Annotated in this window: 15 protein-coding genes; 11 read left to right on the top strand and 4 right to left on the bottom strand. The window is 71.1% G+C overall.

All coding sequences use genetic code 11. The features are described from left to right. From CCN51_RS17710 to CCN51_RS17680, 7 genes are all read left to right on the top strand, one after another. The coding region (locus CCN51_RS17710) for a DUF6745 domain-containing protein (protein WP_086859723.1) at positions 1–1,078 on the top strand (1,078 nt) is incomplete at its 5' end. 223 nt (positions 1,079–1,301) lie between these two features. Next, on the top strand, positions 1,302–2,144 hold the full coding sequence (locus CCN51_RS17705; protein WP_078610882.1) for a glycoside hydrolase family 19 protein: 843 nt from the start codon (positions 1,302–1,304) through the stop codon (positions 2,142–2,144). A 123-nt stretch (positions 2,145–2,267) separates the two neighbouring features. Next, a complete protein-coding gene (locus CCN51_RS17700) occupies positions 2,268–3,506 on the top strand; it encodes an MBL fold metallo-hydrolase (RefSeq protein ID WP_014175162.1) in 1,239 nt (412 codons plus the stop codon). 159 nt (positions 3,507–3,665) lie between these two features. Beyond that, on the top strand, positions 3,666–4,520 hold the full coding sequence (locus CCN51_RS17695) for a chitosanase (protein WP_014175161.1): 855 nt from the start codon (positions 3,666–3,668) through the stop codon (positions 4,518–4,520). Between the two features lie 176 nt (positions 4,521–4,696). Beyond that, on the top strand, positions 4,697–5,116 hold the full coding sequence (locus CCN51_RS17690; protein ID WP_014175160.1) for a hypothetical protein: 420 nt from the start codon (positions 4,697–4,699) through the stop codon (positions 5,114–5,116). Positions 5,117–5,254: 138 nt separating this feature from the next. Next, positions 5,255–5,563, top strand: coding sequence for a trypco2 family protein (locus CCN51_RS17685; RefSeq protein WP_043489613.1), 309 nt, complete (start codon positions 5,255–5,257; stop codon positions 5,561–5,563). 183 nt (positions 5,564–5,746) lie between these two features. Continuing rightward, complete coding sequence (locus CCN51_RS17680; RefSeq protein ID WP_014175158.1) at positions 5,747–6,145, top strand: hypothetical protein; 399 nt, start codon at positions 5,747–5,749, stop codon at positions 6,143–6,145. 93 nt (positions 6,146–6,238) lie between these two features. Here CCN51_RS17680 and CCN51_RS17675 read toward each other — a convergent pair whose 3' ends face one another. The 3 genes from CCN51_RS17675 to CCN51_RS17665 all read right to left on the bottom strand — a co-directional run bounded on the left by CCN51_RS17675 (position 6,239) and on the right by CCN51_RS17665 (position 9,347). Next, positions 6,239–6,940, bottom strand: a complete 702-nt coding sequence (locus CCN51_RS17675; protein WP_014175157.1) for a gamma-glutamyl-gamma-aminobutyrate hydrolase family protein — start codon at positions 6,938–6,940, stop codon at positions 6,239–6,241. A gap of 16 nt (positions 6,941–6,956) precedes the next feature. After that, on the bottom strand, positions 6,957–8,444 hold the full coding sequence (eat, locus tag CCN51_RS17670; protein ID WP_014175156.1) for an ethanolamine permease: 1,488 nt from the start codon (positions 8,442–8,444) through the stop codon (positions 6,957–6,959). A gap of 99 nt (positions 8,445–8,543) precedes the next feature. Then, positions 8,544–9,347, bottom strand: coding sequence for a FadR/GntR family transcriptional regulator (locus CCN51_RS17665; RefSeq protein WP_014175155.1), 804 nt, complete (start codon positions 9,345–9,347; stop codon positions 8,544–8,546). Between the two features lie 101 nt (positions 9,348–9,448). Here CCN51_RS17665 and CCN51_RS17660 point away from each other — a divergent pair, with 101 nt between their 5' ends. From CCN51_RS17660 to CCN51_RS17645, 4 genes are all read left to right on the top strand, one after another. Next, on the top strand, positions 9,449–10,816 hold the full coding sequence (locus tag CCN51_RS17660; protein WP_014175154.1) for a glutamine synthetase family protein: 1,368 nt from the start codon (positions 9,449–9,451) through the stop codon (positions 10,814–10,816). An 11-nt stretch (positions 10,817–10,827) separates the two neighbouring features. Further along, a complete protein-coding gene (locus tag CCN51_RS17655; protein WP_014175153.1) occupies positions 10,828–12,210 on the top strand; it encodes an aldehyde dehydrogenase family protein in 1,383 nt (460 codons plus the stop codon). A gap of 1 nt (position 12,211) precedes the next feature. Beyond that, positions 12,212–13,021 carry a 3-oxoacyl-ACP reductase gene (locus tag CCN51_RS17650; RefSeq protein WP_014175152.1) on the top strand — a complete coding sequence of 270 codons (810 nt, stop codon included), beginning with the start codon at positions 12,212–12,214 and terminating at the stop codon, positions 13,019–13,021. Between the two features lie 66 nt (positions 13,022–13,087). Further along, entirely contained in the window at positions 13,088–14,095 is a 1,008-nt protein-coding gene (locus tag CCN51_RS17645; RefSeq protein WP_014175151.1) for a DUF2510 domain-containing protein, read from the top strand. Positions 14,096–14,123: 28 nt separating this feature from the next. Here CCN51_RS17645 and CCN51_RS17640 read toward each other — a convergent pair whose 3' ends face one another. Next, positions 14,124–15,344, bottom strand: coding sequence for an amino acid deaminase/aldolase (locus CCN51_RS17640; protein ID WP_014175150.1), 1,221 nt, complete (start codon positions 15,342–15,344; stop codon positions 14,124–14,126). Positions 15,345–15,545 lie beyond the last annotated feature (201 nt).

Here is a 15,545-nt window from a genome sequence, read left to right as displayed (position 1 = left end):
GCGGGCGGTGGCCGCGGCCACGGGCCCGGCCGACCACGAGGCCGCCAAGGAGGGCGTGCGGCTGGCCTACGAGGCGGCCGGGATCGCGCGCCCGGAGCGGATCGTATGGGTCGACTCCCCGCTGGTGGGCACGGCGGCGGCGATGCTGCTGACCGGCCAGGGCGGCGCGCTGCCACGGGAGATCGCCGACCGGGCGGCCGGCGCGCTGCGCGCCGCGGGGGTCGAGCCGGAGGCGGCCGCGGCGGGTGCCAGTGTCCGGGAGGCGGTGCGCACCCTTCCGTGGGCTGCCGCGCGACAGCGGCTGCACGACACGCTCGGCAGCTCCGGCTGGGCCGAGCGATGGGCCCTGACGGGCGCGCCGCTGTGGGAGGTCACCCGCTCCCTCACCGAGCGCATCCGCACCGGAGTCGTCGAGGCCTTGGCGGCGCAGTCGGACCGGGGCCAGGAATCCGCCGTCCGGCTGGCCATGCTGGACGCGGTGCTCGGCCAGCACGACGCGCCGTGGCTGGCGGCGGTAGCCGCAGAGGGCGACGCCGGTGAACTCGCCGGCCCGGCCGCGGTGGCGCGGTCCGCGGGGTGGTGGTGGCCGTACGAGAAGGCCGTGGTCATCGCCGAGCGCCCGGTCACGCTGCGCCGCGACGAGGCGGGCCGCCTCGACAGCGGCACCGGGCCCGCGCTGGACTACCCCGACGGGTTCGCGCTGTACGCGTGGCGGGGCATGCCGGTGCCCGCGGACTTCCTCGGGCAGCTGTCCGAGCTGACCGCCGAGCGCATCCGCACCGAGGAGAACGCGGAGCTGCGCCGCGTGATGCTGGAGCACTACGGCTACGACCGCTATCTCACGGAGTCCGGGGCACAGCCGGTGCACCGCGACGAGACCGGGGTGCTGTGGCGGATCGAGATGGCCGGGGACGAGCCGGTGGCCATGGTCGAGGTGGTCAACTCCACGCCGGAGCCGGACGGGACGCATCGCACGTACTGGCTGCGCGTGCCGCCGCGCACGGCCACCGCCCGTGAGGGCGTCGCCTGGACCTTCGGCCTGGATGCCGAGGGGTACGCCCCGGAGCGCCAGACCTGACGGGGCCCTCCGCTGGGAGGGAGAGGTGAGTGGGCGGCCCGGCCCGGGACCGGCCGCCCGCATACCCGACTTGGTCTAGACCTTGACTGGTATAGACCAAGTCCGCTTGAGTGGTATCAGGTCCCCCCACTCTCAAGTCCCCCCTGAAGGAGGAGTCTTGATAGCAAAACGCCTCCGGGCCTGTCTCGCCGCCGTCGCGGCGACGTGCGCCCTGCTGTTTGTCATGCCCATGGCCTCGGCTTCGGCGACCGCCGCCACGGCGACCACCCCCCGCGCGGCCTGCACCTACTCGGACTGGGTCGCCGGCAAGTGGTACGTCGCGGGCGACATCGTGAAGTACACCGACGGCAAGTACTACCGCGCCGAACACGACAACCCGGGCTATGACCCCATCATCAGCACCTGGTACTGGGAGCCGTACGACTGCGGCTCCGGACAGAACCCGGCGGGGTTCGTGGTGAGCGAGGCGCAGTTCAACCAGATGTTCCCGGGCCGGAACTCGTTCTACACGTACCAGGGCCTGACCGCCGCCCTGAGCGCCTACCCCGGCTTCGCGAACACCGGCAGCGACACCGTCAAGAAGCAGGAAGCGGCCGCCTTCCTGGCCAACGTCAGCCACGAGACCGGCGGCCTGGTGTACATCGTGGAGCAGAACCAGGCCAACTACCCGCACTACTGCGACTGGGGCCGGCCCTACGGCTGCCCGGCCGGCCAGGCCGCGTACTACGGGCGCGGGCCGATCCAGCTCAGCTGGAACTTCAACTACAAGGCGGCCGGTGACGCGCTCGGCATCGACCTGCTGAACAATCCGTACCTGGTCGAGCGGGACGCAGCGGTCTCCTGGAAGACCGCCCTGTGGTACTGGAACACCCAGACCGGACCCGGCACCATGACCCCGCACGACGCGATGGTCAACCAGCGGGGCTTCGGCGAGACGATCCGCAGCATCAACGGCAGTATCGAGTGCAACGGCGGAAACCCCGGCCAGGTGCAGAGCCGGATCGACGCCTATCAGAGGTTCGTCCAGATCCTGGGCACCACCCCCGGATCCAACCTCAGCTGCTGATCGGCGGCGCTCAGCGGAACAACGTCGGCGGTCTCGCGAGTTGTCTTAAGCAGCGCGGCGGTCCCCGCCGCGCTGCCACACCGCAGACGTACGGGGGTATCCGCCCCTCATTCAGGAGGTGCCGTGACCGGCCCCAGCCAGAAACGTGCCCGGCTCGCCGCCGCCCTGCGCCCCGCCGCCTTCGGGGCGGACCCGGCCGGAGAGCGCATGGAGCGCATCCGCCGGTCGCCGAACTTCGCGAACGGCGTGTTCGTGAACCCCGTGGCCGCCCGCACCGCGCCGTCCGGCTCCATGCTGAAGTTCCTGCCCACCTACTTCCGCAAGGAGGAGCGCGTCCGCCGGGCCCCGGCCGGGCCCGTGCCGGTGCACCCCACCACCCTCGCCGACCTGGCCACGCCGCCCGCCTCCGGGCTGCGGCTGACCTGGATGGGGCACTCCACCGTGCTGGCGGAGATCGACGGGCGGCGAGTGCTGTTCGACCCGGTGTGGGGCGATCGCTGCTCGCCCTTCTCCTTCGCCGGGCCCAAGCGGATCCACCCGGTGCCGGTGCCGCTGCGTGAGCTGGGGCCGGTCGATGTGGTGGTGATCTCCCACGATCACTACGACCATCTGGACATGCCGACCATCCGCGCCCTGGTGCGGTCCGAGGCGCATTTCGTGGTGCCGCTGGGCGTCGGCGCCCACCTGGAGCGCTGGGGGGTGCCCGAGCGGCGGATGACCGAGCTGGACTGGCGCGAGTCGACGGAGGCGGCCGGCCTGCGGTTCACCGCCACCCCGGCCCGCCACTTCTGCGGTCGCGCGCTGCGCAACACCCAGCACACCCTGTGGGCCTCCTGGGTGGTGGCCGGGCCGGAGCACCGCGTCTACCACAGCGGGGACACCGGATACTTCCCCGGCTTCGCGGAGATCGGGGAGGAGTGCGGGCCGTTCGACGCGACCATGATCCAGATCGGCGCGTACAGCGACTTCTGGCCCGACATCCATATGACTCCTGAGGAGGGCATGCAGGCGCATGTCGATCTCCAGGGCGGTGAGCCGGACCGGGGGATCATGCTCCCGATCCACTGGGGCACCTTCAACCTCGCCCCGCACCCCTGGGAGGAGCCCGCCGAGGGCACGCTGACCGCCGCGCGGGCGGCTCGTGCGCGGGTGGCCATCCCCCGGCCGGGGGAGCCGTTCGAGCCGGTGGCGGGGGTGCCGCTCGATCCGTGGTGGCGGGCGATCGCGGCCCGTCCGGCGGCGGGCGCGGTGGCGGCGGCGGTCTCGCCGCAGGTGCCGAGCCGCGGCGCCGCGGCGTCCGGCGGCGGCCCGGGCGACCAGACCGGCGGCCCGGGCGCCGCGGTTCCCCTTCCCCAGGCGTAGCGGAGCACTTGACCGCGGTCTTCGTTTCTTTGTTCCTTGTTCTTTGTTCCTAGCTCTTGTCGCGGGCATGGCATGCTCGGTTGAATGGTTAGGAAAGGTTCCTAACGGATCGTGATCCGTGCGCGCTTCCCCCACAGACGACAAGGAACGGAGATCCAGATGCCCAAGAGGATCGGCCTCGTGGCCGCCGCTGTAGCCGTCCCGGCGGCGCTCGTCCTCACCAGCGTCGGAATCGGCCAGGCCGCCGAGCACACACCGTCGTCGGCGCAGGCCGTAAAGGCCGAGCACCGGACGGCCGCGGTGAAGAACCTGGACGATCCCGCCAAGAAGGAGATCGCCATGAAGCTGGTCTCCAGCGCGGAGAACTCCTCGCTGGACTGGCGCGCCCAGTTCAAGTACATCGAGGACATAGACGACGGCCGCGGCTACACCGCCGGGATCATAGGCTTCTGCTCCGGCACCGGCGACATGCTCGAACTCGTCGAGTACTACACCCAGGTCAAGCCCGGCAACGTACTGGCCAAGTACCTGCCCGCGCTGCGCGAGGTCGACGGCAGCGACTCCCACGACGGCCTCGACCCCAACTTCACCAAGGACTGGAAGAAGGCCGCCGAGGACAAGGCCTTCCAGGACGCCCAGGAACACGAGCGCGACCGCGTCTACTTCAACCCGTCCGTCAGCCAGGGCAAGGCCGACGGAATAGGCACGCTGGGCCAGTTCATCTACTACGACGCGATCGTCATGCACGGCCCCGGCGACAGCAAGTACAGCTTCGGCGGCATCCGCAAGACCGCCATGTCCAAGGCCAAGACCCCGGCGCAGGGTGGCGACGAGAAGACCTACCTCAACGCCTTCCTGGACGCGCGCAAGAAGGCCATGCAGAGCGAAGAGCCGCACAGCGAAACCAGCCGGGTGGACACCGAGCAGCGGAAGTTCCTCAACGAGGGCAACCTCGGGCTCGAACCCCCGCTCAAGTGGAAGGTGTACGGCGACCCGTTCGAGATCAACTCCTGACCGTCCCCCCTGGCCCGGTCCGGGCGGTACGGCTACGGCCGCCCGGATCTCCGGCGCCCAGGTGGACGGGGAGCGCTGAGGCCGGCCGCGGGGGAGCCCGCGCCACTGCCGGTCAACGGCGTGTTCATAATGGACCGTTGTTGATCAAGCCTCTTATGTTCTTCTTGGGAAGTGACATGAAGTACCGCAAGACCCTCGCCTCGTTCGCGGTGGCCATCGCCGCGGCAGGGGCGCCCCTGCTCACCGCACCCACTGCCACGGCGGCCCCCACCGCCACCACCGCCGACTGGTGGGACGAGCAGATGCACACCAACGACAGCGACCCGGGCGGCCGCGTCCGCTTCAAGGCGGACGGCGACAAAGTGGAGCTGTGCGACATCGAGGCTGACGGCTGGAAGGTCAACCTGACGATCGTCCACGGCTACACTGGCAACGTGGTCGACCGCATGTCCGTCGGTGGCAACGGAAGCTGTGTCACCCACACTGCCGCGAACGGCCATGACCTGACGGAGAACCAGCACTACTACTTCCAGATCTACCTCAGCAAGTCCGGCACCCCCCTGGACTACGACGACTCGTCGGACTGGGTCGCCTAGCCACGGCGTTGTCTCTCCCGATCGGCCCGCCGGATTTTCTTCCGGCGGGCCGATCGCCTGTGGTCCGCCTTCCCTGTCGGTGCCCCCTTGTAGGATTTCGTCTCCCGGGACGAGTGATGAGGGGGACCCGTGGCGGAGATGGTCGAACTATCGGAGATGATCCGCGAGTTGCGTGCGCAGCTGACCGCCGCGGCGGCCGCAGGCGCGGACGAGGCGCTGAAGTTCGACGTCGGCCCGATCGAGCTTGAGGTCACCGTGGCCGTCACCAAAGAGGGTGGCGCGAATGGCAAGGTCCGCTTCTGGGTCGTCGAGGCGGGCGGCAACGGCAAGTACTCGACCAGCGAGACCCAGCGCATCTCCCTCACCCTCCAGCCGACGATGACCGGTCCGGGCGGTACGGCCACGACCGCCCGGATCTCCGGCGCCGAGGTGGACGGGGAGCGCTGAGGCCGGCCGTTCTCGCAACCATCGAATACAGGAGTTGACCATGGTTGTTCCAGCCTCTTATATTCCTCGCGGCAACCACTCAGCAGGCAGATGTGCCGCACTCAACTCTGGCGTATGGCAAGGGTGTTGAAAGTGCACATCCCCGGGCACACTGCTTCGCTTTGTTTCCTCTTGGGGAGTGACATGAAGTTCCGCAGGACCCTCAGCGCGTTTGCCGTGGCCGTTGCCGCGGCGGGTGTGCCCTTGCTCGGCGCACCCACCGCCGGGGCGGCCACCACCGCTACCTGGGACAATCAGCTGCACACCAACGACGGCGACCCGGGCGGTCGGGTCCGCTTCAGGGCGGCCGGCGACGTCGTGGAGCTGTGCGACATCGAGGCCGACGGTTGGAAGGTCAACCTGGAGGTCTCTGGCTACCACTATTACGACGAGTTTTCCGTGGGCGGAAACGGAAACTGTGTCACTCACAGTGCCTCGAATGGCCACGACATGACGGAGGGCGCGGGCTACTCCGTCAAGATTTACCTCAGCAAGTCCGGCCATCCCTACGAGTACGAAGACTCGGCCGTGTTCTGGGCGTAGTCGGCGTCCTCTCTTCTCTTCTGATCGGGCCCGCCGGAGCAGCTCCGGCGGGCCCGATCGCCCATGGCCGGGGATCGGCGAGGCGCTGGACGTTCAGTCCCTTGCCGCGGCCGCCGCGTCGACCAGCGCACGCATGACCCGCACATCTTCCCCTGCTTCGGGATGCCACTGCACCCCGAGCACAAAGCCCGTGTCCCCCGGCACCTCCACCGCCTCCAGCGTCCCGTCCCTTGTCGCACGCGCCGAGACCACCAGCCCCTCGCCGAGCCGGTCCACGGCCTGGTGGTGGTACGTCGGCACGGACACCGCCTCCGGTGCGATCCGGGCCAGCAGCGTGCCCGGTACCGGCTTGACCTCGTGGTGCTCGAAGACGCCCGGCGGGCCCACATGGCCCTCCAGGTGCTGGACGAGCGTGCCGCCGTGCGCGACGTTCAGCAGCTGCATACCGCGGCAGATGCCCAGCAGGGGCAGGCCCACCGCAATCGCCGCCTCGATCAGCGCCAGCTCCCAAGCGTCCCGTTCCCGCGCGGGCGGGCCGGTGCGTTCGTGGGGTTCGGCGCCGTAGCGTACGGGTTCGACGTCGGGGCCGCCCGCGATGACCAGGGCGTCGAGGCGGGAGACCACGGAGGCGGCCGAGGTGGGGGCGTCGTCCGGTGGGAGCATGACGGCCAGTCCTCCGGCGCGCTGGACGAGGCGGTGGTATCCGGCCGGGAGCAGGGCCGCGGGTTGCTGCCAGACGCCCCAGTGGACCGCGGACTCCAGGTAGGTGCTGATACCGATAAGGGGCTGTGACAAGGAAGGGTCCAATCTCTCAGTCGCGGGACAGTTCCGCCTCCGCCTCCGCCAGCGCCGCGAACTCCTCCTCGGGAGCCGCCGCGACCAGACGGTGCCGGCTGTAGAAGGCGAAGTAGGCGAGGGCCACGGCGTAGACGCCCAGTGCGATGAAGGCGGCGTCCTTGTCCACCAGGAAGGTGGCCGCGAGCGCCGAGCAGGCCAGGACGAAGGCGACGGAGGAGGTCAGCACGCCGCCCGGGGTCCGGTACGGGCGGTGCAGCCCCGGTTCGCGGCGCCGCAGCACGATGTGGGAGAGGGACATCAGCGCGTACGAGATGGTGGCGCCGAAGACCGCGACGTTGAGCATCCGGGCGCCGTCGCCGGTCGCCGCCGCGAGTGCGAAGCCGAGGGCGCCGGGGACCAGCAGGCCCAGGTAGGGGGCCTTGCGGCGGCTGGTGAGGGAGAGGAAGCGGGGGAGGTAGCCGGCGCGGGAGAGGGCGAACAGCTGCCGTGAGCCGGCGTAGATGAGGGAGAAGAAGGAGGCGACGAGGCCGGCCAGGCCCGCGTAGTTGACGATGCGGGACAGGGCGGTCGCCTTGCCGTCCGGCTGTAGCGCCTCGACGAGGGGGTTGCCGGCGTCCTGGACCGCGTTCGCGCCGCGCGCGCCGGTCGCGGCGAGGAAGGTGAGCAGGGCCAGCACCAGCAGGATGCCCACCGACCAGGCCATGGCCTTGGGCAGGGTGCGTGCGGGGTCGCGGGTCTCCTCGGCCGCGAGCGGTACGCCCTCCACGCCCAGGAAGAACCACATGCCGAAGGGGAACGCCGACCAGATGCCGAGCAGGCCGAACGGCAGCCAGGAACTGGCGCCGAGGGCCGAGTGGTCGACCGGGATGTCGTCGAGGGAGGCGGAGTCGAAGTCGGTGAAGGCACCGAACGCGAAGATCAGCAGCGCGGCGACGGCGATGGCGGTGACGATCAGGCTGAAGCGCAGGGCCTCGCCCACGCCCCACAGGTGGATGCCGATGAAGATGACGAAGCAGGCGAGGTAGACAGGCCAGCCGGACTCGAGGCCGAACAGGCCGAGCGATTCGACGTAGTCACCGATGAAGATGGAGATCGCGGCGGGCGCGAGGACGTACTCGATGAGGATCGCCGTGCCGGTCAGAAAGCCGCCCCAGGTGCCCAGGGCGCGCCGGGCGAAGCCGTAGCCGCCGCCCGCCGTGGGCAGGATCGCCGCCAGTTCGGCGAGGGCGAAGACCATGCAGGTGTACATCAGGCCCATCAGCACGGCGGCGATGGCCAGACCGCCGAAGCCGCCCTCCGCCAGGCCGAAGTTCCAGCCGGAGAAGTCGCCGGAGACGACGTACGCGACGCCGAGGCCGGTCAGCAGCAGCGGGCCCGCGCTGCCGCGGCGCAGCGTACGGCGTTCCAGATAGGCGTCCTCCGCGGGCGCGGCGCCGCCGTCCGGTGGGGAGGCGCCCGGCGAGCTGACAGAGGTGCGCGAGGACTCGGTTCCGTCGGCCATGGTTGCTCCTGGTCCACACGAGAGGCGAGGGCAATGGTTTGGAGGCATACCTTTGTCCCGTCCGGCGCGCATGCGCAAGACCTCTGCGTAAAACGTCCGTTAATCAGCCGGGTGTACGCCCCGCTCGGCGGTGTCAGCCGTGTCGTCGGCCGCGTCGTCGGACAGAAAGCCGCGCAGCAGCGCCGCCGTGCCCTCGCAGTGCTCCCGCATCACCTCGCGCGCCCCGTCGGCATCCCCGTCCAGCACCGCCTCGACCAGCGCGGTGTGCTGCGCTTGCGAGTGCTCCAGGTTGCGTACCAGCAGCGGGATGCAGTCCAGCAGGTCGTTGACGGTGGCGCGGACGGCCGCGTACTGGGCGGCGAGCGAGGGCGAGCCCGCCAGCTCGGCGAGCGTCAGATGGAGCATCGTGTCCAGCCGGCGGTAGTCGGCGAGCGGCGCGTCGCGCGTCGCGTCGAGGGCCGCGCGCAGCCGGGTGGCCGGCTCGTCGGACAGCCCGTGCGCGGCGCACAGCCCGGCCGCGCCCACCTCCAGGACCTCCCGGAACCGCAGCGTGTCCTCGACGTCCACCTCCCGGATCCGGCGCCGCAGTTCGTCCTCGCCGCCCCCGGCCGGCTCCGGCCGGGCCCGTACGAAGGTGCCGCCGTACCGGCCGCGCCGGCTCTCCACCAGCCCCTGGTCGGCCAGCACCTTCAGCACCTCGCGCAGTGTCACCCGGCTGATCCGCAGCCGCTCGGCCAGCTCCCGCTCGGACGGCAGTCGCTCGCCCTCGGGGACCAGGCCCAGCCGAAGGATCCGGAGTATCCGCTCCAGCGCCTCCTCGAAGCCGTTGCCGGCCCGCACCGGCCGTAGCACCGGCGTCAGCCGGTCGCCCACGGCCCCCGTGCCGCTTCCGCCGCCGTTCATGGAACTTTCCGCACCTACTTCCCAATCAATGGTCTACCCGAATACCTTATGGCTCCGGCTGCATCGAGTCGTACCCAGTCGTACCGACAGGAGGCATCACCGTGGCTGACCGCACGCCCCCGCTCTCCGTCGACGAGTTGACCACGCTCGTCGACGCGGGAGAGATCGACACCGTCGTCCTCGCCTTCACCGATATGCAGGGCAGGCTCCAGGGCAAGCGGTTCGCCGCCCGGTTCTTCCTCGACGAGGTCCTGGAGCACGGCACCGAAGGGTGCAACTACCTCCTCGCCGTGGACGCCGATATGAACACCGTCGACGGCTACGCCATGTCCTCCTGGGAGCGCGGCTACGGCGACTTCGCCATGCATGGTGACACCGCCACCCTGCGCCGCACCCCCTGGAACCCCGGCACCGCGCTCATCACCGCCGATCTGGCCTGGCACGACGGTTCGCCCGTGCTCGCCTCCCCCCGCCAGATCCTGCGCCGCCAGCTGGACCGGCTCGCCGAGCACGGCTGGACCGCGTACGCGGGCACCGAGCTGGAGTTCATGGTCTTCAAGGACACCTACGAGCAGGCCTGGGGCGCCGGCTACCGTGGGCTGACCCCTGCCAACCAGTACAACGTCGACTACTCCGTCCTCGGCACCGGCCGCGTCGAGCCCCTGCTGCGCCGCATCCGCAACGAGATGGGCGCGGCCGGGATGACCGTCGAGTCGGCCAAGGGCGAGTGCAACTTCGGCCAGCACGAGATCGCCTTCCGCTACGACGACGCCCTGACCACCTGTGACCAGCACGCCATCTACAAGACCGGCGCCAAGGAGATCGCCGCCCAGGAGGGCGTGGCGCTGACCTTCATGGCCAAGTACGACGAGCGCGAGGGCAACTCCTGCCATATCCACCTCTCGCTGCGCGACGAGTCGGGGGCGCCCGTGCTCGCCGACGGCGACGGTCCGTACGGCATGTCCAAGACGATGCGCCACTTCCTCGCCGGGCAGCTGGCCGCGATGCGCGACTTCACCCTTCTCTACGCGCCGAACATCAACTCCTACAAGCGCTTCCGCCCCGGCTCCTTCGCGCCCACCGCCGTCGCCTGGGGCCCGGACAACCGCACCTGTGCGCTGCGCGTCATCGGCCACGGCCCCTCCCACCGCCTGGAGAACCGCCTCCCCGGCGGCGACGTCAACCCCTACCTCGCCGTCGCGGGCATGGTCGCGGCCGGGCTGTACGGGATCGAGGAGGAGCTGGAGCTCCCCGAGGTGTGCACCGGCAACGCCTACAACGGCGACGCCGAGCACGTCCCGGCCACCCTGCGCGACGCCGCCGAGCTGTGGCGGACCAGCCCCATAGCGCGGGCCGCCTTCGGCGAGGAGGTCGTCGAGCACTACCTCAACATGGCGCGTGTCGAGCAGGAGGCCTACGACACCGCCGTCACGGACTGGGAACGCTTCCGGTCCTTCGAGCGCATGTGAGGAACCACCGCGTGAGCAACGAGCACCCGCACGAACACCAGGTACTCAACCCGGCGACCGAAGAAGTCATCGCCACCGTCCCCGCCGCCACCCCCGCCGACGTCGACGCCGCCGTCACCCGGGCCGCCCGGGCCCAGACCGGCTGGGCGGCCCTGGCGCCCGGCGACCGCGCGCGGCTGCTGCGCCGCTTCGCCACCGCCGTCGACGACCACCTCGAGGAGCTGGCCCAGCTGGAGGTCCGCGAGGCCGGGCACCCCATCGCGGGCGCCCGCTGGGAGGCGGGCAACGTCCGTGATCTGCTGGAGTACGCGGCCGGGGGAGTGGAACGCCTCGCCGGCAGCCAGATCCCTGTACCGGGCGGGCTGAACATCACCTTCCAGGAGCCCCTGGGCGTTGTCGCCGTCATCGCGCCCTGGAACTTCCCCATGCCGATCGCCGCCTGGGGCACCGCCCCCGCCCTCGCGGCCGGCAACGCCGTCCTCCTCAAGCCCGCCGAGACCACCCCGCTCACCGCGCTCCGGCTGGCCGAACTCGCCACCGAAGCGGGGCTCCCCGACGGGCTCTTCCAGGTGCTGCCCGGCGCCGGCCCGGTCGCGGGCGAGGCGCTGGTCGAGCACCCGCGCGTCGCCAAGGTCGTCTTCACCGGGTCGACGGCCGTCGGCAAGCGGATCATGGCCAAATGCGCGGCGGGCGTGAAGCGCGTGACCCTCGAACTCGGCGGCAAGAGCCCCAACATCGTCTTCGCCGACGCGGACATCGAGCGGGCGGCGCGCTCGGCCCCCGGCTCTTTCCTGGACAACACCGGCCAGGACTGCTGCGCGCGCAGCCGCATCCTGGTCCAGCGCGGCGTCTACGACCGGTTCATGGAGCTGCTGGAGCCCGCCGTGCGCTCCTTCGCGGTCGGCGACCCGGCCGAACCCGGCACCGCCATGGGCCCGCTGATCTCCGCCGCGCAGCGCGAGCGCGTACGGTCCTACGTCACCGAGGACGCGCGGGTCGCCATCCGCGGCGAGGCCCCGGCGGGCAAGGGCTTCTGGTACCCGGCCACCGTCCTGGAGGGCGTCGGGCCCACCCACCGCGCCGCCGTCGAGGAGATCTTCGGGCCGGTCGCCGTGGTCCTGCCCTTCGAGGACGAGGCCGACGCCGTACGCCTGGCCAACGCCACCGACTACGGCCTGTCCGGCTCCATCTGGACCCGCGACGTGGGCCGCGCCGTGCGCGTCTCGCGGGCCGTCGCCGCCGGAAACCTGTCCGTCAACTCGCACAGCAGCGTGCGCTACTGGACCCCCTTCGGTGGCTACAAGCAGTCCGGACTCGGGCGGGAGCTGGGGCCCGGCGCGCTGGCGGCCTTCACCGAGACCAAGAACGTCTTCATCAGCACCGAGGAGCAGTGACGTGACCGACATCCCCGACATCCCCGAGCCCCCCGAGGCCCCGGTCTGCCGCCGCCTGGTGGGCCGTACCGCCGTCGTCACCGGGGCGGGCAGCGGCATCGGGCTGGCCACCGCGCGCCGGCTGGCCTCCGAGGGCGCGCGAGTCGTCTGCGCCGACATCGACGAGAGCGCGGGCAAGGCCGCGGCCGACGCGGTCGGCGGGCTGTACGTCCGGGTGGACGTCACCGACCCCGAGCAGGTCGAGGCGCTGTTCAAGACCGCGTACGACACATACGGCTCGGTCGACGTGGCCTTCAACAACGCGGGCATCTCGCCGCCCGACGACGACTCGATCCTCACCACCGGCCTGGACGCCTGGAAGCGGGTCCAGGAGGTCAACCTGACGTCCGTCTATCTGTGCTGCAAGGCCGCGCTGCCTTATATGCAGCGGCAGGGCAAGGGGTCGATCATCAACACGGCCTCCTTCGTGGCCGTCATGGGCGCCGCGACCTCGCAGATCAGCTATACGGCGTCGAAGGGCGGGGTGCTGGCGATGTCGCGCGAGCTGGGCGTGCAGTTCGCCCGCGAGGGCATCCGGGTCAACGCGCTGTGCCCCGGCCCGGTCAACACCCCGCTGCTGAAGGAGCTGTTCGCCAAGGACCCCGAGCGCGCCGCGCGCCGTCTGGTGCACATCCCGGTGGGGCGCTTCGCCGAACCGGAGGAGATCGCCGCCGCGGTCGCGTTCCTGGCCAGCGACGACTCCTCGTTCGTCAACGCCGCGGAGTTCCTGGTCGACGGCGGCATCGCGGGGGCGTATGTCACTCCGGTGTGAGCGCGCGGGGGTTGGGACGGTCCGGTGTACGGAGCGGACGCGTGGCCATAAGGTGACGGCGTGAGCATGACGACACCCCCGGGCTGGTACCCGGACCCCGGCTACACCGGCCTCGGCCCCGCTCCCGAACGCTGGTGGGACGGGTTCGGCTGGACGGAGCACACCCGCGAGGCCTTGGGACCGACGAGCCAGACGTTCGGCCCGCCCGTGCCTGTCTATACGCCCGGGGAGGACGGCACCCCGGCGCGGGGCCGCGGCCCGAAGATCGCGGCGGCCGTCGTGGTGGCGGCCGTCGTGGCCGCCGCCATCGCGGGCGGCGTCGCGCTGCTGGGCGACGACGGAGGGTCCGACGACCGCGGCGGGGCCAAGCCCGGGCCGACCGCCACCACATCCGCACCCGCCCCGGACGGCAGCAGCGGCGGGGACAACGGCTGGAACAGCAACGGGGGCACCTCCGGCGGCGACGGCGGAACGGGCCCGGGCGGCCCCACCGACACCCCCACCGCCCCCGCGCCCAGCGACGATCCGAGCATCGCCGAGGACGCCCTGAACGGCATCAGCCTGCCGGTGCTGGACGGCTGGAAGGAGACCCGCAGCAGCGCGGGCGGCGCGGGTGTCACCACCGAGGACACCTACCCCTGCCCGAACGACACGAAGAGCAACTGCCTGCGCGGCGGCGTCTTCTCCATGCCGGCCACGGGGTTCAAGGCCAAGTCCGCGGAGGGCATCGCCAAGGAGGACATCAAGCAGGCCGCGGAGAGTTCCTACGGCAAGGACCCGCAGAGCGGCAAGGAGTCGTACGGCGGGATCACCTCGCACAAGCAGCTCAAGTCCGAGGCGGTCACGGTCGCCGGGCAGAAGGGCTATCTGGTGCGCTGGAAGGTGATCACGAAGAAGGGCGAGGACGGTTACGTCCAGACCGTCGCCTTCCCGTCACCCCTCCTGCCCGACACCATGGTTCTGGTGCGCTTCGGATTCGACGTCAGTGACAAGGCGCCGCCGCTGTCCGTCATGGACAAGATCGTCAAGGGCATCAGGGCGCTGGGCGACAGCGGCAACGGCGAGTCCGTCTGACCCCGGTCCCCGTCCGGGGCATCCGCCGTCACAGGTATGTGCGGCCCTCGCCCCGGTACGTGGGCACCGTGTCCACCACCCGGTCCCCGTCGACCAGGTGCAGCATCTCGAAGCGCTCGCACATCTCGCCGGCCTTGGCGTGCCGGAACCACACCTTGTCGCCGATCAGGAGATCGTCGGCGGGCGTCCCCAGCAGCGGGGTCTGCACCTCGCCCGGCCCCTCCATCGGGTCGTAGACCAGCCCCTCCGGCAGATACGGCACCGGCAGCCGGTCCAGGCCCGCCGGGCCCGAGGCCGGGTAGCCGCCGCCGAGCACCGTCACCACGCCCACGCCCGGCCGGCGCACCACCGGCTGGGCGAAGAGGGCCGCCGGGCGGCCGCGGAAGGAGGTGTAGTTGTCGAACAGCCGGGGCTGGTAGAGCCCGGATCCGGCGGCGATCTCCGTCACCGCGCCCTCGGCGGCGGTGTGCTGGACGCTGCCCGTGCCGCCCCCGTTCACGAACTCCAGGTCCGCCACCGCCCGAACGGCCCGCACCACCGCCCCGCGCCGCTCGGCCAGCTCACGGCGCGCGGCGGACTGCATCAGCCGGATGGCCCGGGACCGCAGCGGGCGCCCGGCCAGCGCGTCGCCCACGCCCGCCACATGTCCCTCGTAACCCATCAGTCCGACGACGCGGAACCCCGGGCGGCGCTGGATCGCCTCCGCCAGCTCCGCCAGCCGGGCCGGGTCGCGCAGCGGTGAGCGCAGTGCGCCGATCCGTATCCGGCCGCCCAGTAGCCGCAGCGAGGTGTCCAACTCCAGGCAGACCCGGACCTCTTCGGTCCCGGAGCGCACACTCTCGATCAGGTCGAGGTGGCTCATATCGTCCACCATCACCGTCACGGCGGCGGCGAGCTTGGGATCGCCGGTCAGCGCGGCGAACCCGTCCCGGTCGGCCGACGGATAGGCGAGCAGGACGTCCTCGTACCCCTCGCGCGCCAGCCACAGCGACTCCGCGAGCGTGAAGCTCATGATGCCCGCGAAGCCGTCCTTGGCCAGCGCCCGGTCGAGCAGCGCGCGGCACCGCACCGACTTGCTCGCCACCCGGATCGGCTTGCCGTGCGCCCGCCGCACCAGATCCCGGGCGTTGCCGTCGAAGGCCCGCAGATCGACGATCGCCAGCGGTGCTTCGAGATGAGCGGTGGCCCGGTCGTAACGGGCCCGATCGGCAGGAAGATCAGTGGGGAGATCAGCGGGGAGTGCGGACATGGCCGAAGCTTGCCAGACGGCCGTTACCACCGGGTAGAGGGCGACCGGTGCGAATGGCGCCCGGCGCACCGTAGAGTGTCGCGCACACAACACGTCTTTCGAAGTCTTTCGAGGGTGCGAGAGGGGTGCAGGTGAGCACCGAAGCGGAACAGGCACGCAGCCCACACCGCATCCCACCACCCCGCCCCGCTCACCCTCCGC

The sequence above is a fragment of the Streptomyces milbemycinicus genome, assembly GCF_002154605.1.
GTDB lineage: Bacteria > Actinomycetota > Actinomycetes > Streptomycetales > Streptomycetaceae > Streptomyces > Streptomyces milbemycinicus.
The sequence above is the reverse complement of the archived record's forward strand: the minus strand, read 5'-3'. Positions and strand labels throughout refer to the sequence as shown.

What these genes read in the sequence shown, in the direction of transcription:
- CCN51_RS17680 (WP_014175158.1), top strand. Translation starts at nt 5,747, where the DNA reads ATGAAGTTCCGCAGGACCCTCAGCGCGTTTGCCGTGGCCGTTGCCGCG.
- CCN51_RS17695 (WP_014175161.1), top strand. Translation starts at nt 3,666, where the DNA reads ATGCCCAAGAGGATCGGCCTCGTGGCCGCCGCTGTAGCCGTCCCGGCG.
- CCN51_RS17640 (WP_014175150.1), bottom strand. Translation starts at nt 15,344, where the DNA reads ATGTCCGCACTCCCCGCTGATCTCCCCACTGATCTTCCTGCCGATCGG.
- eat (WP_014175156.1), bottom strand. Translation starts at nt 8,444, where the DNA reads ATGGCCGACGGAACCGAGTCCTCGCGCACCTCTGTCAGCTCGCCGGGC.
- CCN51_RS17690 (WP_014175160.1), top strand. Translation starts at nt 4,697, where the DNA reads ATGAAGTACCGCAAGACCCTCGCCTCGTTCGCGGTGGCCATCGCCGCG.
- CCN51_RS17645 (WP_014175151.1), top strand. Translation starts at nt 13,088, where the DNA reads ATGACGACACCCCCGGGCTGGTACCCGGACCCCGGCTACACCGGCCTC.
- CCN51_RS17665 (WP_014175155.1), bottom strand. Translation starts at nt 9,347, where the DNA reads ATGAACGGCGGCGGAAGCGGCACGGGGGCCGTGGGCGACCGGCTGACG.
- CCN51_RS17705 (WP_078610882.1), top strand. Translation starts at nt 1,302, where the DNA reads ATGCCCATGGCCTCGGCTTCGGCGACCGCCGCCACGGCGACCACCCCC.
- CCN51_RS17685 (WP_043489613.1), top strand. Translation starts at nt 5,255, where the DNA reads ATGGTCGAACTATCGGAGATGATCCGCGAGTTGCGTGCGCAGCTGACC.